21 protein-coding genes are annotated in these 21,470 nt (G+C 62.0%); 7 read left to right on the forward strand and 14 right to left on the reverse strand.

Annotated features, from left to right (window positions below; translation table 11 throughout):
- The first annotated feature begins 161 nt into the window (after window positions 1-161).
- Complete coding sequence (locus tag RC54_RS16905) at window positions 162-686, forward strand: MarR family winged helix-turn-helix transcriptional regulator (protein ID WP_061790065.1); 525 nt, start codon at window positions 162-164, stop codon at window positions 684-686.
- Window positions 687-733: 47 nt separating this feature from the next.
- Here the strand turns inward: RC54_RS16905 and pip are convergent, their stop codons facing one another.
- Both pip and RC54_RS16915 read right to left on the reverse strand, forming a co-directional pair.
- Window positions 734-1,702 (reverse strand): prolyl aminopeptidase, encoded by a 969-nt coding sequence (gene pip, locus RC54_RS16910; RefSeq protein ID WP_058896208.1) that lies wholly within the window; start codon window positions 1,700-1,702, stop codon window positions 734-736.
- 79 nt (window positions 1,703-1,781) lie between these two features.
- A complete protein-coding gene (locus RC54_RS16915) occupies window positions 1,782-2,243 on the reverse strand; it encodes an Lrp/AsnC family transcriptional regulator (RefSeq protein WP_017454720.1) in 462 nt (153 codons plus the stop codon).
- 201 nt (window positions 2,244-2,444) lie between these two features.
- Here RC54_RS16915 and RC54_RS16920 point away from each other — a divergent pair, with 201 nt between their 5' ends.
- The 4 genes from RC54_RS16920 (at window position 2,445) to fnr (ending at window position 6,879) form a co-directional block, all read left to right on the forward strand.
- Window positions 2,445-3,512 (forward strand): 1-aminocyclopropane-1-carboxylate deaminase, encoded by a 1,068-nt coding sequence (locus tag RC54_RS16920; protein WP_058896209.1) that lies wholly within the window; start codon window positions 2,445-2,447, stop codon window positions 3,510-3,512.
- A gap of 198 nt (window positions 3,513-3,710) precedes the next feature.
- Window positions 3,711-4,337: an OmpW/AlkL family protein gene (locus RC54_RS16925; RefSeq protein ID WP_058896210.1), complete on the forward strand. Its 627-nt coding sequence runs from the start codon at window positions 3,711-3,713 to the stop codon at window positions 4,335-4,337.
- Window positions 4,338-4,592: 255 nt separating this feature from the next.
- Entirely contained in the window at window positions 4,593-5,663 is a 1,071-nt protein-coding gene (locus RC54_RS16930) for a fatty acid desaturase (RefSeq protein ID WP_026051997.1), read from the forward strand.
- A gap of 358 nt (window positions 5,664-6,021) precedes the next feature.
- Complete coding sequence (gene fnr / locus RC54_RS16935; RefSeq protein WP_058896211.1) at window positions 6,022-6,879, forward strand: fumarate/nitrate reduction transcriptional regulator Fnr; 858 nt, start codon at window positions 6,022-6,024, stop codon at window positions 6,877-6,879.
- A gap of 53 nt (window positions 6,880-6,932) precedes the next feature.
- On the opposite strand, the gene RC54_RS16940 is transcribed toward fnr, so the two are convergent.
- The 11 genes from RC54_RS16940 to hemN all read right to left on the reverse strand — a co-directional run bounded on the left by RC54_RS16940 (window position 6,933) and on the right by hemN (window position 17,816).
- Window positions 6,933-7,190, reverse strand: a complete 258-nt coding sequence (locus RC54_RS16940; RefSeq protein ID WP_017451549.1) for a hypothetical protein — start codon at window positions 7,188-7,190, stop codon at window positions 6,933-6,935.
- Window positions 7,191-7,258: 68 nt separating this feature from the next.
- The gene (locus RC54_RS16945; protein WP_061790066.1) at window positions 7,259-7,804 is read right to left on the reverse strand and encodes a FixH family protein; all 546 of its coding nucleotides are present in this window, start codon (window positions 7,802-7,804) and stop codon (window positions 7,259-7,261) included.
- A 47-nt stretch (window positions 7,805-7,851) separates the two neighbouring features.
- On the reverse strand, window positions 7,852-9,339 hold the full coding sequence (gene ccoG, locus RC54_RS16950) for a cytochrome c oxidase accessory protein CcoG (RefSeq protein WP_058896214.1): 1,488 nt from the start codon (window positions 9,337-9,339) through the stop codon (window positions 7,852-7,854).
- Window positions 9,340-9,474: 135 nt separating this feature from the next.
- Complete coding sequence (gene ccoP / locus RC54_RS16955; RefSeq protein ID WP_058896215.1) at window positions 9,475-10,407, reverse strand: cytochrome-c oxidase, cbb3-type subunit III; 933 nt, start codon at window positions 10,405-10,407, stop codon at window positions 9,475-9,477.
- Window positions 10,400-10,594, reverse strand: a complete 195-nt coding sequence (locus tag RC54_RS16960) for a cbb3-type cytochrome oxidase subunit 3 (protein ID WP_017451545.1) — start codon at window positions 10,592-10,594, stop codon at window positions 10,400-10,402. The genes ccoP and RC54_RS16960 overlap by 8 nt, the downstream gene beginning before the upstream one ends.
- Before the next feature lie 4 nt (window positions 10,595-10,598).
- The gene (gene ccoO / locus RC54_RS16965) at window positions 10,599-11,213 is read right to left on the reverse strand and encodes a cytochrome-c oxidase, cbb3-type subunit II (protein ID WP_017451544.1); all 615 of its coding nucleotides are present in this window, start codon (window positions 11,211-11,213) and stop codon (window positions 10,599-10,601) included.
- Between the two features lie 11 nt (window positions 11,214-11,224).
- Window positions 11,225-12,652 carry a cytochrome-c oxidase, cbb3-type subunit I gene (gene ccoN / locus RC54_RS16970; protein WP_017451543.1) on the reverse strand — a complete coding sequence of 476 codons (1,428 nt, stop codon included), beginning with the start codon at window positions 12,650-12,652 and terminating at the stop codon, window positions 11,225-11,227.
- Window positions 12,653-12,818: 166 nt separating this feature from the next.
- The gene (ccoS, locus tag RC54_RS16975; protein ID WP_017451542.1) at window positions 12,819-12,992 is read right to left on the reverse strand and encodes a cbb3-type cytochrome oxidase assembly protein CcoS; all 174 of its coding nucleotides are present in this window, start codon (window positions 12,990-12,992) and stop codon (window positions 12,819-12,821) included.
- Window positions 12,992-15,508, reverse strand: a complete 2,517-nt coding sequence (locus RC54_RS16980) for a heavy metal translocating P-type ATPase (protein WP_061790067.1) — start codon at window positions 15,506-15,508, stop codon at window positions 12,992-12,994. The genes ccoS and RC54_RS16980 overlap by 1 nt, the downstream gene beginning before the upstream one ends.
- 2 nt (window positions 15,509-15,510) lie before the next feature.
- Window positions 15,511-16,353: a sulfite exporter TauE/SafE family protein gene (locus RC54_RS16985; RefSeq protein ID WP_061790068.1), complete on the reverse strand. Its 843-nt coding sequence runs from the start codon at window positions 16,351-16,353 to the stop codon at window positions 15,511-15,513.
- Window positions 16,354-16,364: 11 nt separating this feature from the next.
- On the reverse strand, window positions 16,365-17,816 hold the full coding sequence (gene hemN, locus RC54_RS16990) for an oxygen-independent coproporphyrinogen III oxidase (protein ID WP_058896219.1): 1,452 nt from the start codon (window positions 17,814-17,816) through the stop codon (window positions 16,365-16,367).
- A 245-nt stretch (window positions 17,817-18,061) separates the two neighbouring features.
- On the opposite strand from hemN, the gene RC54_RS16995 reads away from it, so the two are divergent.
- Both RC54_RS16995 and RC54_RS17000 read left to right on the forward strand, forming a co-directional pair.
- The gene (locus RC54_RS16995) at window positions 18,062-19,006 is read left to right on the forward strand and encodes an SMP-30/gluconolactonase/LRE family protein (protein WP_061790069.1); all 945 of its coding nucleotides are present in this window, start codon (window positions 18,062-18,064) and stop codon (window positions 19,004-19,006) included.
- A 132-nt stretch (window positions 19,007-19,138) separates the two neighbouring features.
- Window positions 19,139-19,888, forward strand: a complete 750-nt coding sequence (locus RC54_RS17000) for a hypothetical protein (RefSeq protein ID WP_373281452.1) — start codon at window positions 19,139-19,141, stop codon at window positions 19,886-19,888.
- On the opposite strand, the gene RC54_RS17005 is transcribed toward RC54_RS17000, so the two are convergent.
- Window positions 19,876-21,462 carry a histidine-type phosphatase gene (locus tag RC54_RS17005; protein WP_244216364.1) on the reverse strand — a complete coding sequence of 529 codons (1,587 nt, stop codon included), beginning with the start codon at window positions 21,460-21,462 and terminating at the stop codon, window positions 19,876-19,878. The genes RC54_RS17000 and RC54_RS17005 overlap by 13 nt on opposite strands.
- Between the last annotated feature and the right edge of the window lie 8 nt (window positions 21,463-21,470).

Raw genomic sequence — 21,470 nt, forward strand, 5'->3', positions numbered from 1 at the left:
GGGCGTTAATGGCTGGGGAAGGCCATTCAATACGGTGCAATACGGTTTCAATACGCTCTTGATACCAGAGCAATACGGTATCAATACAGCGTCAATACAACTTCGATCAAGCGAAGAGAGAAATTAATGAGGTACCATATGATATGGTATCTGGAAAAATTATGTCTACACGCTTTACAAACGATCACAGCAGCGCCGCCGAGGCGCTACGCGACTTCTACGTGCGTTCGCACCGCGCGTTGGACAAGCTCATGGCGGGTGAAGGTGCGTCCTTGTCCCGCAACAAGATGCTCGGCCACATCGAGCGCAACAGTCCGGTGCGGGCGGCCGATCTGGTCGCGGCCTTCGGCTTTGCGCCGCGTACCATCACCGAGGCAATCGATGGATTGGAGCGCGACGGGCTGGTATTGCGTAGCGCGGATACTCATGACCGGCGCGTCAAGTACATCGCTTTGACAGCGGCGGGCAAGGAAGTGCTGCGGGCGTCGGAACCCGTGAAGAAAACCTTCATCGATGGCCTGTTCACGGTGTTGAACGAAGAAGAGATCAGCGCGCTCACCACGGTGCTGGGCAAGCTCAATGCACGACTGGCGCAACTGGAAGAGGTGTATGCGAGCGCACCGCCAATCACAGCGACGCCCAAGGATGAGTCAGCCGGCAAGCGCAGTCGCAAGAAAGACGGATAAAAAAAACGCTCCCGCGAGGAGAGCGTCTGAACCGGGGAATGTAGCGATCAGCGATCAGCAAAACGGTCGGTGGCCGCAATCAACTGGTCGAGGATGCCAGGTTCGTTATAGGCATGACCGGCGCTGTCGATCAGGTGCAGTTGCGAACCCGGCCAGGCCTGGTGCAGATCCCAGGCCGACTTGGCCGGGGTGGCCAGGTCATAGCGGCCTTGCACGATCACACCTGGGATGCCCTCCAGGCGCGATGCATTGGTCAGCAACTGGCCCTCCTCCATGAAGCCCTTGTTGAAGAAGTAGTGGTTCTCTATGCGCGCGAAGGCCAGCGCGAATTGCGCATCGTTGAACGAATCGATCAGACGTTCATCGGCCACCAGCGTGATGGTGCTGGCTTCCCAGCGGCTCCAGGCGCGTGCGGCCTGCAGCTTGGCGGCTTGGTCGTCACCGGTGAGGCGCTTGCGATAGGCATGAACCAGATTGCCGCGCTCGGCCACCGGGATCGGTGCCAGGAATTCATCCCAGCGATCCGGCGCCATCCACGAGGCGCCTTCCTGATAGTACCAATCCAGCTCAGCCTGGCGCAGCAGGAAGATGCCACGCAACACCAATTCGGTCACGCGCTGTGGATGGGTCTGGGCATACGCCAGCGCCAGGGTGCTGCCCCAGGAACCGCCGAAGACCTGCCAGCGATCGATGCCCAGCAGTTCGCGCAGGCGTTCGATATCGGCCACCAGATCCCAGGTAGTGTTGGCTTCCAGATTGGCGTGCGGCAGCGAGCGACCACAGCCACGCTGGTCGAACAGCACGATGCGGTATTTCTCCGGGTTGAACAGGCGCCGGTGCGAAGGACCACAGCCACCACCTGGGCCACCGTGCAGGAACACCACCGGCTTGCCATTCGGATTGCCGCAGACTTCCCAGTAGACCTGGTGACCATCACCCACGTCCAGCAAGCCATGGTCGTAGGGTTCGATGGGGGGATAGAGGCTGCGCAAGGGAGCGTTACTGGTGGAGCTCATCGGGAATCCTTGATAGTGAAGACAAACGAAAATCAAAAACGAAGCGAAAAACGAAGTATAGGACTGGAAGCAAAATCCTTCACTCGACCACCAGTTCCGGGTTGTTCTTGACCTCGTTGAGCACGAAGAAGGAGCGCAACTGCCGCACCCCCGGCAGGCGCAGCAGGGTATTGGCGTGCAGACGGTTGAAGGCTTGCAGATCCTTCACCCGCAGCTTGATCCAGTAATCGAACTCGCCGGCCAGCAGCAGGCATTCCTGGACGGCAGCGATCTCGCGCACGGCCTTTTCGAATTCGGCAAAGCTCTCCGGGGTGGAGCGGTCCAGCACCACGCCCACCGTTACCAGCACCGGCAGGCCCAGTTTCTCGGGGTCGAGGATGGCGCGCACTTCCTTCACATAGCCTTCGTCCATCAGGCGCTTGGTGTGATTCCAGCAGGCGGTAGCGCTCATGCCCAGCTTCTTGGCCAGCTCGGCATTGCCGATGCGGCCATCCTTCTGCAGCGCCTTGAGGATGCGCTTGTCCATGCGGTCTAGCGACATGATGAATATTTCTCCCAATATGGTTTTATCGCAATTTTCTTTGCATGAAATAATTTACATCGCTTTTTTATCACGAATCATGCCACAAATTCGGAAGCACCATTTTAATCGGCAGGCGTAAAGTTGATCCCGGCGATTCGATATGAATCGAACCAGATTCGGACCACTTTCGACCATCCACCTGAACCGGAGCACTCCACCATGCTGGCACTCGACAAACTCTTCCCCCGCAAGACGCTGGGCTTCTTCCCTTCCCCCATCCACAAGCTGGAACGCCTTTCCGCCATGCTGGGCGTGGAAGTGTGGGCCAAGCGTGATGACGTCTCCTCGGGCCTGGCCTTCGGCGGCAACAAGATCCGCAAGCTTGAATGGCTGGTGGCCGATGCACTGGCCAAGGGTTGCGACACCCTGGTCTCGATCGGCAACATCCAATCCAACCACACCCGCCAGGTCTGCGCGGCCGCAGCCGCCGTGGGCATGAAGTCCTATACCGTGCAGGAAACCTGGCTGGAATGGGATGACCCGGTCTACGACAAGGTCGGCAACATCCTGCTGACCCGCATCATGGGCGGCAATCCCATCATGGGCGGCTATGGCTACTCCACCACCGAGAAGGACACCTGGGCCCGTGCCCTGGAAGAAGTGCGCGCCAAGGGCGGCAAGCCCTATGCGATTCCGGCCGGCGCGTCGGACCATCCGCTGGGCGGCCTGGGCTATGCCAACTTTGCCGATGAAGTGGCCATGCAAGAGCAGCAGCTGGGCATCTTCTTCGACAACATCGTGGTGGCCACCTGTACCGGTTCCACCCAGGCTGGCATGGTGGTCGGCTTTGCCGCGCAGGAGAAGCGCCGCCGCGTGATCGGCATCGACACCGCCGACGACGAAGCCATGACCCGCCGCGCCGTTACCAAAATCGCCAACGACACCAGCGAACTGATCGCCTCCAAGGGCGGCAAGCGCGTGGTGGTGCGCGATGCCGACATCGAGATCATCCCTGACTACAGCGGCCCGGCCTATGGCCTGCCGAGCGAGCAGACCATCGCCGCCATCCGTACCGCGGCCGAGATGGAAGCCATGCTGACCGATCCGGTATATGAAGGAAAATCCATCGATGGCCTGATCGACATGGCCAAGAAGGGCCATTTCAAGGGCCAGCGCGTGCTGTACGCCCACCTGGGCGGTGCACCGGCACTGAACGCTTATTACAAGGCCTTCGAAGATCCAGAAAACCTGACCAAACTGGCCCGCGAAGCCCGCTACAAGGAGTAATGGCGGCGCCCGGCCGGCTGGCCGGGTCGCGCTGTCATAGCTCGCCTCACCGCGCAAGCCCGGTCTGTACATTGCAGATCGGGCTTGTGTTGTTTTTACCCGATTCTTCACCATGTGCCAGTGCGCTTGATCGGCATCAAAGCTCATCGAGCGCTTCACGCGTACCTTTCGCACATCCTCACTCGATAGGTAAAAACCGTGAAAAAAATCGTCACTTTCACTGCCGCCGTGGCAGCCCTGGCATCCTCGTTCGCAGCTGCTCCTGTGTTCGCTCAAGAAGCGCAAAGCCCGTGGCTGGTCCGCGTGCGCGCCGTCAATCTGAGCCCTGAAAACAAGTCCGACCAGGTTGGCGGCGTAGGCGCTTCGGACCGTCTCACCATCAACAACAAGGTGATTCCCGAATTCGACATCAGCTACTTCTTCACCCCGAACATCGCCACCGAACTGATCCTGACCTATCCGCAAAAGCAGGACGTGCGCCTGGACGGCAACAAGATCGGCAGCTTCAAGCACCTGCCGCCGACCCTGACGGTGCAATACCACTTCATGCCTGAAGCAGCCTTCAGCCCCTACGTTGGTGCCGGTATCAACTACACCCGCATCTCCAGCGTGAGCCTGCCTGGCGGCCTGCAACTGGACAGCAGCAGCGTCGGTGGCGCCCTGCAGTTCGGCGCCGACTACAAGATCAACAAGAACTGGCTGATCAACTTCGACGTGAAGAAGGTGCAGATTTCCAGCGACGTGAAGGACGCCACCGGCACCAAAATCAGCAACGTCAAGATCGACCCGTGGCTGATCGGTATTGGCGTGGGCTACCGTTTCTAAGGTATTCTTGCCGCACCCAAACGGCGCGATCCGTCATCGATGATGACCGGTCGCGTTGTTTTTTGGGATAAGCGCTAACGTCCCCGCCACTGGCCCCGCGCCGTGCGCCACCTCTTGCAAGCCCCATCGGCCCTTGCAACGTTAGCTGGAGCAGTCACCTGCGGCCTGCTCACCCGTCCACCGTTTGATAGTAGGAAGGTAATTACGATGTCGACGACTTCGCACCCCCATACCCCGGTCGCCCCCAGCGCACCGATGCCCCACCGCAAGGTGATCCGCTCCTGGGTGATTCCCATCAGCCAGCGCAGCACGGCCATCGCGCTGGCCTTGTCGGTACTGGATTTCTGCCTGTTTGGCGCCAGCCTGGCGGCCATCGTCTGGGCCCCTTGGCTGTTGGCCAAGATCGCGCTGGGCGTGGTCAATGGCTTCATCATCGGGCGCCTGTTCATCCTCGGCCACGATGCCTGCCACCAGGCCTTCACCCCCAATCGCAAGCTCAATACCTGGCTGGGTCGCCTGCTGTTCATGCCTTCGCTCACCCCCTACAGCCTGTGGGCAGTCGGTCACAACGTGGTGCACCATGGCTATACCAACCTGAAGGGTTTCGATTTCGTCTGGCAACCGCGTTCGCTGGAAGAGTTCCGCGCCCTGCCGCGCTGGCGCCAGCGCCTGGAGCGCATCTACCGCAGCGGCTTCGGTCCCGGCCTGTACTACATGATCGACATGTGGTGGAAGCGCATGTACTTCCCGTCCAAGAAGCAGATGCCGACCCGCCGTGCCGAATTCATTTGGGATGGCGTGCTGGTGACTGCCGTAGCAGCCGTATGGATCGCCGGCCTGGCCTGGGCGGCGCAAGCCACCGAGCAATCATTCTGGACCCTGCTGGTAACCGGCTTTGCCATCCCGCTGCTGTTCTGGAAGGCCATGATCGGCTTCGTGGTGTATGTGCACCATACGCATACTTCGGTGGCCTGGTATGAAGACAAGATCACCTGGGCTGCTGCGCAACCTTTCGTCTCCACCACCGTGCACCTGACCTTTGGCCGCTACTGGGGCGCCCTGCTGCATCACATCATGGAACACACCGCGCACCACGTGGACATGAGCGTGCCGCTGTATCGCTTGAAGCAGGCGCAAAAGAAACTGGAAACCATGCTGCCCGGCCGCATCGTAATCCAGCGTTTCTCCTGGCGCTGGTACTTCGACACCGCGCGTCGTTGCAAGCTGTACGACTTCAAGCGCCTGTGCTGGACCGACTATCGCGGTCGTCCCACCAGTACTCCGCTGCCGATGCCGGAAGTGAGCAAGAACACCGCTGAAGCCTGATGTCGATGGCTTGGGTTCAACCATTCAGGTAGCCACGAGGTATCTGAAGTTTCAATAACAAGACGGTCGCATGGAAGGGCATTCGCGGGTCCCCGGTAACCCCGTGATACCGCCCACTTTCCCCCATCAAGGCCGCTTCTCTTCCCTTGCTTGTGCGTCAGTGATGTTCATTTCTGACGTTTTTCAGCCAGAAAATCCCGTCTGACAGGGGCCGCGCCACCGATTCCGGCGAGTACTTCAGACATGTTTGATCTGGGACAAGAAATCCCGTCTGATTCGGGAATATTGTGCTTCCTATTGCGTTCCGCGCACTTAAAATCGAGTCATTCGATTGCCACAAGTCCGCCGGGAACATCGTATGAACCAGTCTTGCCACTCCACTACGCTGGCCGCTTCGGCCAATGCCACCGCACCCATGACCCAATGCTCGCCGCTGACGTCCGCCCGCGAAGCCGCCGCCAGTTCGGCGCTGCGTAGCTGCACCGCCTGCGGTATGCACCAGTTGTGCCTGCCCATGGGCCTGGACGAATCCGACATGAAACGCCTGGACAAGATCATCGGCCGCCGCAAGGTGGCGCGCGATGACTTCCTGTACCGCATTGGCGACCGCTTCACGGCGCTATACGCAGTGCGCGTGGGCCACTTCAAGACCTACCAGGAAAATCTGGACGGCGACCGCCAGATCACCGGTTTCCAGATGCCTGGCGAACTGCTGGGCATGGATGCCATCAGCACCGAACATCACCAGTGCGATGCCGTGGCGCTGCAGGACAGCGAAGTCTGCGAAATCCCTTTTGCGCGCCTGGAACAACTGTTTGGCCAGATCCCGCATCTGCTGCGCCACTTCCACCGCATGATGAGCCATGAGATCACCAGCGAACAAAACGTCATCATGCTGCTCGGGAACATGCGTGCAGAGCAGCGTTTTGCGGCATTCCTGGTGAACTTGTCTTCACGTTACGCTGCACGCGGCTATTCCTCCACGCGCTTCCAGCTGCGCATGACGCGCCAGGACGTGGGCAACTATCTCGGCCTGACCATCGAAAGCATCAGCCGCCTGATCTCCAAGTTCCGCAAGCAAGGCTTGCTGGCCGTGGAACAGCGTGATGTGGAAGTGATCGACCTTCCGGCCTTGAAGCGCCTGGCTGCCGGTGTGGATGCCTGCAATGCGGCAGCACCTGCGGCGGCGACGGCAACAGCTCGCACCGGCAGCTAAGCCGGAGCGATCAAGGCCAGGAAGAAAAGGAACAGAAAAACAGTCCGGGGCGTTCAGCCCTGGGCGTAATGGCGCAGGCGCTCCCTAGGCAGCGCCCGGGTCAGCCGCACGGCCAGCAGGCCGCAGACGGCAAAACTTCCCCAGAAGCAGAAGAACCCGATGGTATAGGCGCCCAGCGCCTCCCAATCACGACCGGAGGCCATAGCCAGCTCCTCGGGATTGAACAGAGAAAAGAACACACCCTCGGCCGCAATGGCCATCAGGAAAGCCACCCAGACCACGATGGCGACGTTGCGTTGCTGTTTGCGCATGGCTGTCTCCTTAAAGGTTCATCCGCAGGTGGCCGGTCTTGAAGCCGGCTTCACTCCAGCTTAGCGCATTATTCGGCCGGTGCGTAGGCCTCCGCATTCATTTCGATGCTGCGCTGTTGCGGCCATGCCCAATTGCCGTGCAGGCGCCAGAGATGGCTGCCATCCTCGGCGACCAGGCGCCAGCGCGCCTGCTCCATCTCCGGCAGCGACAGCGAGAAGCTGCCATCGGCGGCGGTCTGGACCATCAGCGTGCGGTCCTTGGCCGGTTGGGTGGGGTGCACCAGGTTCAGGATCAGGGTCCGGCCCTCTTCGCCGGCAGCCGGGGTCTGGCGCATCTGCAGGCGGCCACGCAGCACCGCGGCGGCCGGATCATAGGCGATGCCAATGGAAGCGCCCAGACGCTGGGCTTCATGGTCGCGGCGCAGATCCTTGTTGATGGCCTTGCCTTGCTTGTAATAATCGTCGGCCACCAGCGCATCGGCGCGCGAGATGGCCAGCCAGGCAGTAAAGATGCCGGCCACCACCACCACGGCCGGGCCCGACATCAACAGCCAGGGCCAGCGATGACGATACCAGGGAACGGCGGCAGCAAGCTTGGGGGAGATAGTTTGCATGATTTCCTCTCAAAGTGACATCAGTTCATTGACCACTGACCATTGCATCAGCGACGCGGCACCAGGAACACCGCCTTTTCGCTGACCTGCAGCGCCGGCTGGTCTTCGGCCTGCAAGGCGATGTGAATCTTGTTGGAGCCGACCTCGCCGGCACCATGCGGCGCCCTCACCCGCACCGGCACCATCAGCGTCTGGGTGGCGGCCAGTTCGATGGGGTCGGACGGATCGACCGTCAAGCCATCGATGCCGCTGGCGCTGATGCGGTAGCGGTGACCGCGTTCGTCGGTGTTGATGACCTGCAGGCGATAGACGTTTTCGATGATGCCGTCCTCCACCTCACGCCCCATCGAACCACGGTCGCGGATCACATCCAGCTTCAAGGGTGTACGTACCACCAGCGAACCAAGGAAGACGCAAATGACCGCGCCCAGGATGGCGGTATAGATCAGGATGCGCGGGCGCAACACGCGACGTCGGATTTCCGGTGTCGAGAAGCCCTGCTCGATGGCGTTTTCGGTGGAATAGCGGATCAGGCCGCGCGGGCGCTCGATTTTGTCCATCACGCTGTCGCAGGCATCCACGCAGGCGGCACAACCGATGCACATGTATTGCAGCCCCTGGCGGATGTCGATGCCGGTCGGGCAGACCTGGACGCACATGGTGCAATCGATGCAATCGCCGGACTTGGCGCCGGCCTGCAGCTTGGCCGCCTTGGCGGCCGGCATCCGCGGTTCGCCACGGGCGGCATCATAGGTGATGATGAGCGAGTCGCGGTCGAACATGGCGCTCTGGAAGCGGGCGTAGGGGCACATGTACTTGCACACCTGCTCGCGCATCCAGCCGGCATTGCCATAGGTGGCGAAGCCATAGAAGACGATCCAGAAGCTTTCCCACGGGCCCAGCGCGAAGGTGCCGATTTCCGGCAGCAGGCCACGGATCGGCGAGAAGTAGCCGACGAAGCTGATGCCCGTCCACAGGGCCAAGCTGCCCCAGGCCAGGTGCTTGGCCGACTTGCGCCACAGCTTGTCGAACGACCAGGGCTGACGATCCAGGCGCATACGGGCGCTGCGATTGCCTTCGATGCGGCGCTCGATCCACAGGAAGATTTCGGTATAGACCGTTTGCGGACAGGAATAACCGCACCACACACGGCCTGCAATGGCCGTGAAGAGGAACAGGCTGAAGGCGCAAATGATCAGCAAGGCCGCCAGCCAGATGAAGTCTTGCGGCCAGAGGACCAGGCCGAACAGGTAGAACTTGCGGGACGCCAGATCGAACAGCACGGCCTGGCGCTCGTTCCAGTTGATCCACGGCAGGCCGTAGAACACCAGTTGCGTCAGGAACACGCACAGCCAGCGCAGGCTGGCGAAGCGGCCCTGGATCTCGCGCGGGTAGATCTGTTCACGTGCGGCATACATGCGGATGACGGCATATTCATCCTTGCCATCCTTGCTGCCCTGGCCTTGCTGGCCCTCGGAGTTGGGTGGCGGGTCCCCTTCCTTGCCCTGCCGGGTTGTGGTTACGGCCTTTTCCATGATTTTCCTGCTCTGCTTTCACTCTCTGCGCTCCGGCCCTGGACGGGAGCTGGAAACGCAATCAAGAAACACGCCGGGGCCGCGCAGATCTGTGTCTGCGTCGGCCCCGGCGCGGGATTACTTCATCACAACGCCTTACTTGGCGGCGGCATTGCTGGGCTTGTTGGACAAGCTCCAGACATACGCTGCCAGCACATGCACCTTGGGTTCACCGAGGAATTCGCCAAACGCCGGCATGGTGTTGTCGCGGCCCTTGTTGATGGTTTCCTTGATGGTGTCGATGCTGCCGCCATAGAGCCAGATCTTGTCGCTCAGATTGGGGGCACCGATGGCCTGGTTACCCACCCCGCCCGGGCCGTGGCAGGCCGCGCAGGCAGCGAACTTGGGCTTGCCCAGCTCGGCCTTGATCGGGTCATGGGCCGAATTGGACAGGCTCAACACGTAGTTGGCGACGTTATCGACATCCTGGGCGCTCCCCACGGCGGCAGCCATCGGCGGCATGACGCCATGACGCCCCTTCATGATGGTTTCCTTGATGATCTCGGGGGTACCACCATGCAGCCAGTCGTTGTCGGTCAGGTTGGGGAAGCCCTTGTTGCCGCGAGCATCCGAACCGTGGCACTGCGCGCAGTAGGTCAGGAACAGGCGCTCGCCGATGGCATGGGCTTGCGGATCGGCCGCCACCACCTTCAGGTCTTGCTTGAGGTAGTTGTCGAACAGCGGGCCGTACTTGGCTTCGGCCTTCTTCACATCGGCATCGTGCTCGCCGGTAGAACGCCAGCCCAGGGTACCGGGCAGGTTGCCCAGGCCGGGATAGGCGATCAGGTAGCCCACCGAGAAGAAGATGGTCAAGTAGAACAGCCACATCCACCAACGCGGCAGCGGGTTGTTCAGTTCAGTCAGGTCTTCGTCCCAGACGTGACCGGTGGTCGAACCGGGAATGGGCTGGTCACCCTTCTTGACCTTCCAGCTGGATTGCTGCCACAGCAGCAGCGCGCAGCCGGCGATGCCCAGCACGGTCAGGACGATGATCCAGAGGTTCCAGAAACCATTGGTGAAATCAGCCATGGCGCACCTCCTTGTCATCGGCTGCGGCAGCCGGCTGGCCGATATCGCCATCGGCGAAGGGGATCATCTCGGCTTGCTCGAAATCGGCGGGCTTGTGGCCGACGTAGGTCCACCACAGGATGCCGGCAAAGGTGATGAAGCTGATCAGCGTGATCAGGCTGCGTGGATCGGTAATCATTTCAATCATGGTCTTATCTCTCCGCCTTGATCAGGATACCCAGGCCTTGCAGGTAGGCGATGAGCGCATCCTGTTCGGTCTTGCCGACCAGTTCGGCCGGGGCATTCTTGATGTCTTCTTCGGTGTACGGGTCGCCGATGCGCTTCAAGGCCTTCATGCGCGAGACGATGTCGTAATTGTCCAGCTTGGTCTGCTCCAGCCACGGGTAGGCCGGCATGTTGGACTCCGGCACCACATCACGCGGATTGTGCAGGTGGGCACGATGCCATTCGTCGCTGTAGCGGTTGCCCACGCGTGCCAGGTCAGGACCGGTCCGCTTGGAGCCCCACTGGAAGGGGTGGTCGTAGACCGACTCACCGGCCACCGAATAGTGACCATAGCGCTCGGTCTCGGCACGCAGCGGACGGATCATCTGCGAGTGACAGTTGTAGCAACCTTCGCGGATGTAGATATCGCGACCTGCCAGGCGCAAGGCCGAGTAGGGCTTCAGGCCGGCGATCGGCTCGGTGGTCGATTTCTGGAAGAACAGCGGCACGATTTCGGCCAGGCCACCCACACTGACCACCAGCAGCACCAGGCCAATCAGCAGCCAGGGGTTCTTCTCAATCCATTCATGCGAAAACTTCATATTTCCCCCAATCAGTGCGCAGCGTTGGTCACGGCAGGAATCGGTGCGACAGCCAGTTCGGTGCCGCGCATCGTGCGCCAGGTGTTGTAGGCCATCACCAGCATCCCGGACAGGTACATCAGGCCACCGACGAGACGGATGACGTAGTACGGGTAAGTTGCCTTGACGCCTTCCACGAAACTGTAGGTCAGGGTGCCGTCGTCATTGACTGCGCGCCACATCAGACCTTGCATCACACCGGCAATCCACATGGCGGCGATGTAGAGCACGATGCCGATGGTAGCCACCCAGAAGTGGATCTCGATCAAGTCCTTGCTCCACATCTGGGTCTTGCCCGACAGACGCGGAATCAGGTAGTACATCGCCCCCATGGTGACGAAGCCGACCCAGCCCAGGGCACCCGAGTGCACGTGACCGATGGTCCAGTCGGTGTAGTGGGACAAGGCGTTGACGGTCTTGATGGCCATCATCGGACCTTCGAAGGTGGACATGCCGTAGAAGGACAGCGAGACCACCAGGAACTTCAGGATGGGATCGGTGCGCAGCTGGTGCCAGGCGCCCGACATGGTCATCATGCCGTTGATCATGCCACCCCAGGACGGTGCCAGCAGGATCAGCGAGAACACCATGCCCAGCGACTGGGTCCAGTCAGGCAGTGCGGTGTAGTGCAGATGGTGCGGACCGGCCCACATGTAGGTGAAGATCAGCGCCCAGAAGTGCACGATGGACAGGCGGTAGGAATACACCGGACGATTCACCTGCTTGGGGATGAAGTAATACATCATGCCCAGGAAGCCGGCGGTCAGGAAGAAGCCCACCGCATTGTGACCGTACCACCACTGGATCATCGCATCCTGCGCACCGCTGTACATGGAGTACGACTTGGTGAGCGTGGCCGGCATGGTCATGCCGTTGACGATGTGCAGGATGGCCACGGCGATGATGAAGGCGCCGTAGAACCAGTTGGCCACGTAGATATGCTTGACCTTGCGCTTGATGAGGGTGCCGAAGAACACCACAGCGTAGGCCACCCAGACGACGGCGATAAGGATGGTGATGGGCCATTCCAGTTCGGCGTATTCCTTGCCTCGGGTCAGCCCCATCGGCAGCGTGATGGCCGCACCGACGATCACCAGTTGCCAGCCCCAGAAGGTGAAGGCCGCCAGGAAATCGGAAAACAGGCGCACCTGACAGGTACGCTGGACGACGTAATACGAGGTTGCCATCAGCGCACAACCGCCGAAGGCAAAGATCACTGCGTTGGTATGCAAGGGACGTAGCCGGCCGAAGCTCAGCCAGGGAATCCCCATGTTCAGTTCGGGCCATGCAAGCTGGGCGGCGATGATGACACCGACCAGCATACCGACTACGCCCCACAGGATGGTCGCCACGGTAAATTGGCGCACAACCGTGTAGTTGTAGCTATTTTCTTTGTTCACGAAACTCTCCCCACTATGTTGAGTATTGTTCAATGCGAGCTTACGGAACCTGCACCGGGCGGGCATTGACGTGTATCAAGTGGGAAGACGCTTGGGTATAAACTCCGTGATTTCGTGCAAAAAAACAGCGCATCCTACACGTTGGTCCAGGACGCTCAAGCAGTGCTCAAGGGGTGTCCGAGCCATGCCGATCCGGCGTCGTATCGTCGTCGTGCAGGATGCGCATGGCCGGGCCTTCGAGGTCATCGAACTGGCCGCTGTCGGAAGCGCGGAAGAACACCCAGATCGCCAGGAAGACCAGCAGGGTACTCAAGGGAATGAGCAGGTAGAGCGCTTCCATCATGCACCTCCAACCAGGGCAGCTGGTTGCGCCGCGGCAGGCGCGTTGACAGCAGTAACCGAACGCGAGGCCCGGCTCAGGCGCAAGGCATTGCCCACCACCAGCAACGAACTGGCTGACATGCCCACGGCCGACATCCAGGGATCGAGCAAGCCGAAGGCGGCAGCCGGAATGGCCAGGAAATTGTAGACGCTGGCCCACACCAGGTTCTGCCGCACGATGCGCATGGTGCGCTGGGCCATGCGGGCACAGCCGGCCACGGCCTGCAGACGGTCGCTCATGATGACGGCATCGGCACTGACCTGGGCCAGCGCAGCGCCCTTGCCCATGGCGAAGGAGACGTCACCGGCACGCAGCATGGCCGCGTCATTGATGCCATCGCCGACGATGGCCACCACCGACCCACCCTGCTGCAATTGACGCACCATATCCAGCTTGCGCTCGGGCGTGCAGCCGGCGATCACCTCGGTGATACCGGTGGCCGCCGCGACCTCGGCGCAGACTTCCGGCTGGTCGCCGCTCAACAAAATGGTGCGAAGGCCCAGGGCACGGAAGGCAGCGACCGTTTCCACCGCGTCCGGGCGCAGCGCATCGGCCAGGTCGAAGCGTGCCAGCCAGCCATTCACGCTGCCCAGGTACACCGAACCGGCGCCCACTGCTGCCGGCAGGTTCAGGGCGCTCGGCAGGTCGCTGCCGGCAATCTCGGCCACGAAATGACGCGAGCCGATGCGATGCGGCACACCGTCGATGACACATTGCATCCCGGCCCCGGTGACCGAACCCAGTTGCGCCACATCGATGGCGGCGATCTCGCGTCGAGCCGCCTCTTCCACCAGCGCCTTGGCTAGTGGATGGAGGCTGCCGCGTTCCATCGCTGCGGCCATGGCCAATGCCTGTTGTTGCGGTCCGGTACTCCAGAGTGCCGCCAGTTGCGGACGCCCCTGGGTCAGCGTGCCGGTCTTGTCGAAGACGATGGTATCGGCGCGCTGCAAGGTTTCCAGCACATTGCCGCGCACCACCAGCGTGCCCTCACGCAAGAGCCGGTCGGTGGCCGCCGCCAGCGCCGAGGGCGTGGCCAGCGACAGGGCGCAGGGGCAGGACACCACCAGCACGGCAATGGCCGTGGCCCAGGCGCGAGAAGGATCGATCATATGCCAGACCACGAAAGTGATCCCCGCCAACAGCAACAAGGCCACCACGAAACGCGAGGCCACGATGTCGGCCCATTGCGCCAGCGCCGGCTTGCCCTGCCCGGCCTGCTCGGCCAGGCGGGTGATGGCGGCCAGGGTACTGTCGCGGGTGGCCCGCACCACGCGCAAGAGCACCGGCTGGCTCAGGTTGACGGCACCACCGGGCGCTTCCTGCCCGAGCTGGAAGGTTTGCGGCCGGCTCTCGCCGGAGAGCAAGGCCAGGTCCAGTTCGGCCACACCTTCGAGCAGGCAGGCATCGGCGGCGATGGTGTCGCCCGGGCGCGCCAGTATGACGTCGCCGGCCTGGAGCTGGGCGGCGGCGACCAGGGTGGTTTCACGTTGCTGCGGGTATCCCGGCAGCAGCAGCGCCGAGGCCTGGAAAGCTTGCTGCATCCGCTCCAGCGCGCTGGCCGATTTGCGCCGGGCCGCCGTTTCCAGATAGCGGCTGGCCAGCAACAGGAAGATGAACATGCTCACACTGTCAAACCAGATCTCACCCTCGCCACGCCAGGTGGCAATGGCGCTACCGGTGAAGGCAGCAGCAATGCCGATGGCCACTGGCAGGTCCATTCCCGGCGCACGCGCCCGCAGGCCGGCCCAGGCGCCGGTGAAGAAGGGCAAGGCCGAATAGAACACCGCGGGGATGGTCAGGAACAGGCTGGCCCAGCGCATCAGCGACATCATGTCGGGGTCGATACCTTCATGGGTCATGTAGGCCGGCACGGCGTACATCATCACCTGCATCATCGACAGTCCGGCGATGAACAACTGGCGGAACAGCCGACGCCCGGCGCGGCGCGCCTGTTCACCCTGGCGCAGCGGATCGAAGGGATAGGCGGTATAGCCCAGACCGCGCAGGCCGCGCAGCAGGGTCGAGGTCGGGCACAGTGCAGGATCGCGGCGCACATGCAGGCGCGCGCTGGCCACGTTCAGTTCGGCCATCTGCACGCCGGGCAGGCGTGCCAGGTATTTTTCGATCAGCCAGACGCAGGCCGAGCAACGCAGGCCGTCGATGGACAGCACCAGTTCCTCGGCGGTATCGGTCTGGTCACGCGTTGTTTCGCCAGCGGCAGTCGCTGGCAGATCCACCAGGGCCAGTTCGGGTGGCAGCAATTGTTCGGGGTCCACACGGGCGGAGGGCACGGTGCGACGCAGGTAGAAATCCTCGCAACCGCTGTCCACGATCAAGCGAGCCACGCTCTGGCAGCCCACACAACACAGCGCGCGCGTGGCGCCACCGATATCGAGCAGCCATGTCTGCCCGGTCGGTATCGGCTGGCCGCAATGGAAACACAGACTCCCCTCCCCGCTCCCTTCATTGCTCATGCTCAGACTCCATGCACGGGACTAACGCAGAAGACATCAATCCAGCCGCGTGCAATGCCCAGGCCACCGATCTCGGCGGCGCGCAGCAAGCCCAATATCCCGAAGGCCAGCACGATCACACCGGCCACGCGCCTGACTGCGGGGCGCGCTGCCAGTTGCCGCAAACGGGCACCCGACAGGCCGGCCACCAGCAAGACCGGCAGCGTACCGGTGCCAAAGGCCAACATGGTCAGTGCGCCCTGCACGGCGCTACCGGCCATCAGGGCGGTCAACAAGGCGCTATAGACCATGCCGCACGGCAGCCAGCCCCAGAGGCTGCCCAGCAGCAAGGCCTTGGCTGGCGTATCGACCGGCACCAAGCGTGCCGCGTGCGGGCGCAGGCGCGCCCACAGGCCGCTCCCCAGTTGTTCCATGCGCGACATGCCGGTCCACCACTGGGTCAGGTACAAACCCAGCAGGACCAGCACGAGATTGGTGACGACATAGGCCAGAGTCTGCGCTGGCGCCAGCCAGCCCAGCACATCGGCGCCCCGCAACAAGCCAGCGGCGATGCCACCCGCCAGCGCCCCGGCCAGCGCGTAGCTGGACAGGCGACCGAGGTTGTAACCCAGCACGCGCACCAGATCCCGGCCGAATGCCTGAACCTGGGCACTGCCAGCGATGCGAATGGGGATGACACGCGGTAGTGGACTGGCCGCTTGCGAAGCCAGTGCCGATGCCAAGGTTGGGGCAGGTGTCGGGCGTGCCGGCGCGGCAGAACTGAGCGCGCCGACGATGCCTCCACACATGCCAATGCAGTGGACGCTACCCATCAGCCCCACCAGAAAGATCGGTAGCAGGTTCACTTGCGCCCCGCTCAGACCGTCTGCGAATAGCGCTGTGGTGCATCCTTGTTCTGGCTGGCGGCCTTTTCGCGGTCCTGCGTGAGGTAGCGGTCGAAGACCATGCAGATGTTGCGGATCAGCAGCCGGCCCTTGGGCTCGACGGTGATCCATTCCGGCTCGATGCTGATGAGGCCGTCGGCTTCCAGTTGCTTCAGCTTTTCCATCTCGCTGGCGAAGTATTCGCGGAAGACGATGGGATAGGCGATCTCCAGCGAGTTGATCGACAGCTCGAAATTGCACATCAGGCGCTGGATGATGAGCCGGCGCAAGACGTCATCCATGCCCAGCTGGATGCCGCGAGCGATGGGCAGGGTAGAATTTTCCAGGCGGGCGTAATAGCCGTCGAGGGTTTTCTCGTTCTGGCTGTAGCTGCCACCCACGGCACTGATGGCTGACACACCGCAAGCAACCAAGTCGGTTTCGGAATGGGTGGAATACCCCTGGAAGTTGCGATGCAGGCGCCCCTGCTGCTGGGCGATGGCCAGGTCGTCGGTGGGCTTGGCGAAGTGGTCCATGCCGATATAGACGTAGCCGGCGCCGGTCAACTGGCGGATGCACAGCGAAAGCATATCCAGCTTGCTGTCGGCGCTGGGCAGGTCTTCTTCCTTGATCTGGCGCTGGGTCTTGAACAACTGCGGCATGTGCGCATAGTTGTAGACGGCGATGCGGTCAGGGCTGGCAGCGATCACCTTGGCCAGCGTGCGCGACATGGACATCACGTTCTGCTTGGGCAGACCATAGATCAGGTCGATGCTGACCGAACGGAAACCGGCCTGGCGCGCGGCCTGGATGATCTCCAGCGTCTGTTCCTCAGACTGCACGCGGTTCACTGCCAGTTGCACCTCGGGGTCGAAGTCCTGCACGCCCAGGCTAATGCGGTTGAAACCTTGCTGGCGCAGCTTGTGCACGCGCGCCACCGACACCGTGCGCGGGTCGATCTCGATCGAGTATTCCCCCACGTGGTCGGGCGCCAGCGTGAAGCAGTGGCGGATATGATCCATCAGGTCGGACATTTGTTCATCCGACAGGTAAGTGGGTGTGCCGCCGCCGAAATGCAGTTGCTCCACCTGGTTCATGCCGGAAAACAGCGAGCCCTGCATACTGATCTCGCGCTTGAGGTAGCTCAGGTAGAGCGCAGCCTTGGCGCGGTTCTTGGTGACGATCTTGTTGCAGGCGCAGTAATAGCAGATGGTGTCGCAGAATGGAATGTGCAGGTACAGCGACAGCGCGCGCCAGGCACTCATGTTGCGACGGTCGGACACCGCATGAAGGTAGTCGGTCACGGCGAAGTCGCTGGAAAACCGATCTGCCGTGGGATAGGACGTATAGCGCGGGCCACGCTGATCCATTTTGCGCAGCACGGCTTTGTTCATGCCGGCAAGACTGGCGGATGGATGCAGGATAGACGGATGGGCGGCTTGCATGGATACTCCTGGCCGGCTGCCACGCCGGACTGACGCGGCGCGCACATGCGCTGGGCCGCGAGCCCACCGGGCGAGCTGGTATTGACTGGAGTTTGCAGGATAGCCACATCAAGGCCTGCTCGCATTGATATGCATCAAAGCGCAGAGTGCAGCCGGGTTCGGCTGACGATTCCTGCACCTGGCCGCCGGCAGGTATCATCCCAGGCTAGCCGCCAAGCCATGCACAAGACCAACCAGGAGATACGATGAGCGTCCCATCCCCTTCCGCTGCTGCTACTGCTGCGGCGCCCTACGAACACCTCGACCCGCGCTTTGCTGCCCTGGTGGTGCCCAGCGCCCGCCTGGACTGTCTTCACAGCGGCAACCGCTGGACCGAGGGACCGGTCTACCTGCCCGCCACCGATGAAGTGATCTGGAGCGATATTCCCAACAACCGGCTCATGCGCTGGTCCGAGGGGGCCGGTGCCGGTACCTTCCGGCAGCCATCCGATTACAACAATGGCAACACCCTGGACCGCGAAGGCCGCATTATCGGCTGCCTGCACGGCGCCCGCGCTGTGGTGCGCACCGAGCACGATGGCAGCCGCACAGTGCTGGCCTCGCACTGGCAGGGCAAGCGCCTCAACTCACCCAACGACGTAGTCGTCAAGTCGGACGGCTCGATCTGGTTCACCGACCCGACCTACGGCATCGACAGCGACTACGAAGGCCACAAGGCCGACAGCGAAATCGGCGGCTGCCACGTCTACCGCATCGATGGCCAGAGCGGCCAGCTCACGCTGGTCAGCGATGACTTCGAACGCCCCAACGGCCTGGCTTTCTCACCGGACGAAAAACTGCTCTACATTGCCGACACCGGCCGCACCCACCGCCCCGATGGCCCGCACCACATTCGCGTCTTCGAAGTCGGCGGCGATGACCGGTTGAGCGGCGGCCGCGTCTTCGCCACCATTTCTCCCGGCCTGGCCGATGGCTTGCGCCTGGATGAACGCGGCAACGTCTGGACCAGCGCCGGCGATGGCGTCCATTGCTATGCCGCCGATGGCAGCCTGCTGGGCAAGATCTTGGTACCGGAAGTGGTCTCCAACGTCTGCTTCGGCGGACCGCGCAACAACCGTTTGTTCATCACGGCCACCAGCTCGCTTTATGCCATCTACCTGGCCGTGAACGGCGCACGCCGGCCGCGTTGACAGGACGATATCAGCGCAGACGATGCGCCGAACTGATGTGGCGCAAATGTCACGCTGCCCTGTCCGCCCTGGTTTTTATTGCCCCTCAGCACTTTTGTGCTTTACAGCAACTTACACCACCCCTAGGCTGCAATGGACGGCTCCTACCCGTCCGGCCAGCTTCCATTGGCCGACCAGTCCATCTTCAATCCCGGGGGATTTTTCGTGCAACGTTTACCACTTTCCTGCATCTGTCTCATCAGCCTGGCTGCACTCGGCAGCACCGCCCACGCCGCCAATCTTGGCGTCAGTGGCGAGGTCGGCACCACTGGTGTCGGCATCCACCTGAGCGTGCCGCTGGCGCAGCAGCTCAATGCTCGTTTCGGCGTCAACTATTTCGACTATTCGTTCAATTCCAGCACCAAGGATATGAACTATGACGCCAAGGCTAAGCTGCGCACTTTCGACGCGCTGCTGGACTGGTTCCCGTTTGACAACGGTTTCCGTCTCTCGGGCGGGGTGGTCTACAACGGCAACAAAATCGATGCCACCGGCAAGCCCAAGGCCAACGGCGTCTATACCCTCAATGGCAACGTCTACACCGCCTCCCAGGCTGGCCAAGTCGATGGCCGCATCGATTTCAAGAAGTTCGCACCTTACCTGGGCCTGGGCTGGGGCAATGCGGTGGCCCCCGACAAGGGCTGGGGCTTTACGGCCGATCTGGGCGTGATGTTCCAGGGCAATGCCTCGACCTCGGTGAGCAACTCCGGCTGCAACGCCCCGGCAGCCCTGTGCGCCCGTCTGGCCACGGATGTGGCGGCGGAAAATGCCGAACTGAGCGACAAGGTGCACGGCTACAACCTGTACCCGGTGCTGCGCGTGGGGGTCAGCTACAAGTTCTGATCGCGCCCCAGGAGCGCTTGATAGCAAGCCCGCAACGCCCGGTAATCGTAGTAATGGCTTTGCGGCGCGATTCGTGCGCCATCACAGGCCGGCTTGAAATCCGCCTGGCCTTCGTTGTAGAGCAGGCGCACCAGCGTGCGACCTGCCGTATCGGCAAACATGTCCCACTGGAGATTGGCCGCCATCGGCGCCACCTCGGCACCACGCCAGCCATTGCGGCTGGCCTCATAAGGCTCACTCTCGGAGACCTGCTGTGCCGCACCCGGCAGCCCCAGCAGGGTGGCCAGAGGGATGATGATCTCGGCGTGGGCGAAGCGTAGCTTGGCCAGATGCTGACGGCGCCCGGCCGCGATGGCATCGGCCTCCTGGAAGAAATCCTGCAGCAGGATAGTGGCCATGCGTGAGGTCACGTCGCCCTGCTCCAGCATTCCAGGTCCCTTGGTATAAAAATCCTCAGCGTCTTCGGCCTCGGCGAAGGCGTGTGCGGCAGCCGGAGGCATGAAGGCAGAGAAAGCCTGTGCGCTGCCGCCCGCCTGTTCCAGTTCGACCCGCATCGCCGCGCTGATGGCGTAAAGCTCATACAACGCCCACGCCGCCTCTATGGGCCTCGCAATGACACTGCGACCATCGCCGGTCAAGGTATTGGCAAATCGCCCGTCATTGCTGGTAAAGCTCAACGTACCGCTGTTGCTGAAACGGTAAGTGCCCTGCTCCAGACGTTGCAGGAACGCCGCCGTAAACAGGCGCGGCAACACCACGTCAGCCGCCACCTGCAAGCGCGGATCGATGCGGATACGCGCCAACTGGGCTTGCAGTACCGCACTATGCATATAGGCCTGGTAGGCTTGGCTATCCCGCCAGGTCTGCAGCCGCAGCGCCTGTTGTGGGTCTTGCGAGGACGCCACAGGATCAAGCGGCGGCGTCTTGGGCAAGCGATGGAAATACAGCAGGTAAGTATCCTTGTTCGGCCCCAGCACCTCGCTACGCAATGCCGGACGCGCCGCCAGCAAAGCGCCGATGAAAGCTTGCGCACTGTCTACGGCGCGATCCTTGCCCGAACTGACCACCACCACCTGCCGTGCACGACTGGACTCATCCGGCGCGAACAGCCCAGGCAGGCGCTGTACCATCCTGCTTGCCAAGCCGATCTGCTCCTGCAATCCGACCTGTGTCTCGTTGCCATAGCCTGGCTGGCTGATGCCAGGCACACCGGCGCCCAGCAAAAAGTTGGCACGCAACATGGCCAGCAATGCCGGTCCCAGCTCGCGTCCCAGCGCGGTCAACGCATCCTCCCGCTCGGCCTGCTGCCACATGCGGTAAAGCGCCAGATCCGATTTCATACTCGTCAGGCCACGCGAGCCATGGCGAGCCAGCATCTGGGTGAAGACCGGGACGTAGCCGACCGGCACCGGCTCCAGGCTGCTGCTGGCCTGGCGCGGTACATAGGGTGTCTTGGTCTGACGATCATCACGATCGGCGGCCACTGCCAAGCTACAGGTCAGCAGCAGACCTGCCAGCCAGGCCCCGGCCTGCATGGATTTCTTGAGTGGCGTGCCACCGATCATGTCGATCATGTCTTTAC

It is taken from the genome of Herbaspirillum rubrisubalbicans, from assembly GCF_003719195.1.
Taxonomy (GTDB): domain Bacteria; phylum Pseudomonadota; class Gammaproteobacteria; order Burkholderiales; family Burkholderiaceae_D; genus Herbaspirillum; species Herbaspirillum rubrisubalbicans.

What these genes read in the sequence shown, in the direction of transcription:
- RC54_RS16905 (WP_061790065.1), top strand. Translation starts at nt 162, where the DNA reads ATGTCTACACGCTTTACAAACGATCACAGCAGCGCCGCCGAGGCGCTA.
- pip (WP_058896208.1), bottom strand. Translation starts at nt 1,702, where the DNA reads ATGAGCTCCACCAGTAACGCTCCCTTGCGCAGCCTCTATCCCCCCATC.
- RC54_RS16915 (WP_017454720.1), bottom strand. Translation starts at nt 2,243, where the DNA reads ATGTCGCTAGACCGCATGGACAAGCGCATCCTCAAGGCGCTGCAGAAG.
- RC54_RS16920 (WP_058896209.1), top strand. Translation starts at nt 2,445, where the DNA reads ATGCTGGCACTCGACAAACTCTTCCCCCGCAAGACGCTGGGCTTCTTC.
- RC54_RS16930 (WP_026051997.1), top strand. Translation starts at nt 4,593, where the DNA reads ATGCCCCACCGCAAGGTGATCCGCTCCTGGGTGATTCCCATCAGCCAG.
- fnr (WP_058896211.1), top strand. Translation starts at nt 6,022, where the DNA reads ATGAACCAGTCTTGCCACTCCACTACGCTGGCCGCTTCGGCCAATGCC.
- RC54_RS16940 (WP_017451549.1), bottom strand. Translation starts at nt 7,190, where the DNA reads ATGCGCAAACAGCAACGCAACGTCGCCATCGTGGTCTGGGTGGCTTTC.
- RC54_RS16945 (WP_061790066.1), bottom strand. Translation starts at nt 7,804, where the DNA reads ATGCAAACTATCTCCCCCAAGCTTGCTGCCGCCGTTCCCTGGTATCGT.
- ccoG (WP_058896214.1), bottom strand. Translation starts at nt 9,339, where the DNA reads ATGGAAAAGGCCGTAACCACAACCCGGCAGGGCAAGGAAGGGGACCCG.
- ccoP (WP_058896215.1), bottom strand. Translation starts at nt 10,407, where the DNA reads ATGGCTGATTTCACCAATGGTTTCTGGAACCTCTGGATCATCGTCCTG.
- RC54_RS16960 (WP_017451545.1), bottom strand. Translation starts at nt 10,594, where the DNA reads ATGATTGAAATGATTACCGATCCACGCAGCCTGATCACGCTGATCAGC.
- ccoO (WP_017451544.1), bottom strand. Translation starts at nt 11,213, where the DNA reads ATGAAGTTTTCGCATGAATGGATTGAGAAGAACCCCTGGCTGCTGATT.
- ccoS (WP_017451542.1), bottom strand. Translation starts at nt 12,992, where the DNA reads ATGGAAGCGCTCTACCTGCTCATTCCCTTGAGTACCCTGCTGGTCTTC.
- RC54_RS16980 (WP_061790067.1), bottom strand. Translation starts at nt 15,508, where the DNA reads ATGAGCAATGAAGGGAGCGGGGAGGGGAGTCTGTGTTTCCATTGCGGC.
- hemN (WP_058896219.1), bottom strand. Translation starts at nt 17,816, where the DNA reads ATGCAAGCCGCCCATCCGTCTATCCTGCATCCATCCGCCAGTCTTGCC.
- RC54_RS16995 (WP_061790069.1), top strand. Translation starts at nt 18,062, where the DNA reads ATGAGCGTCCCATCCCCTTCCGCTGCTGCTACTGCTGCGGCGCCCTAC.
- RC54_RS17000 (WP_373281452.1), top strand. Translation starts at nt 19,139, where the DNA reads ATGGACGGCTCCTACCCGTCCGGCCAGCTTCCATTGGCCGACCAGTCC.
- RC54_RS17005 (WP_244216364.1), bottom strand. Translation starts at nt 21,462, where the DNA reads ATGATCGACATGATCGGTGGCACGCCACTCAAGAAATCCATGCAGGCC.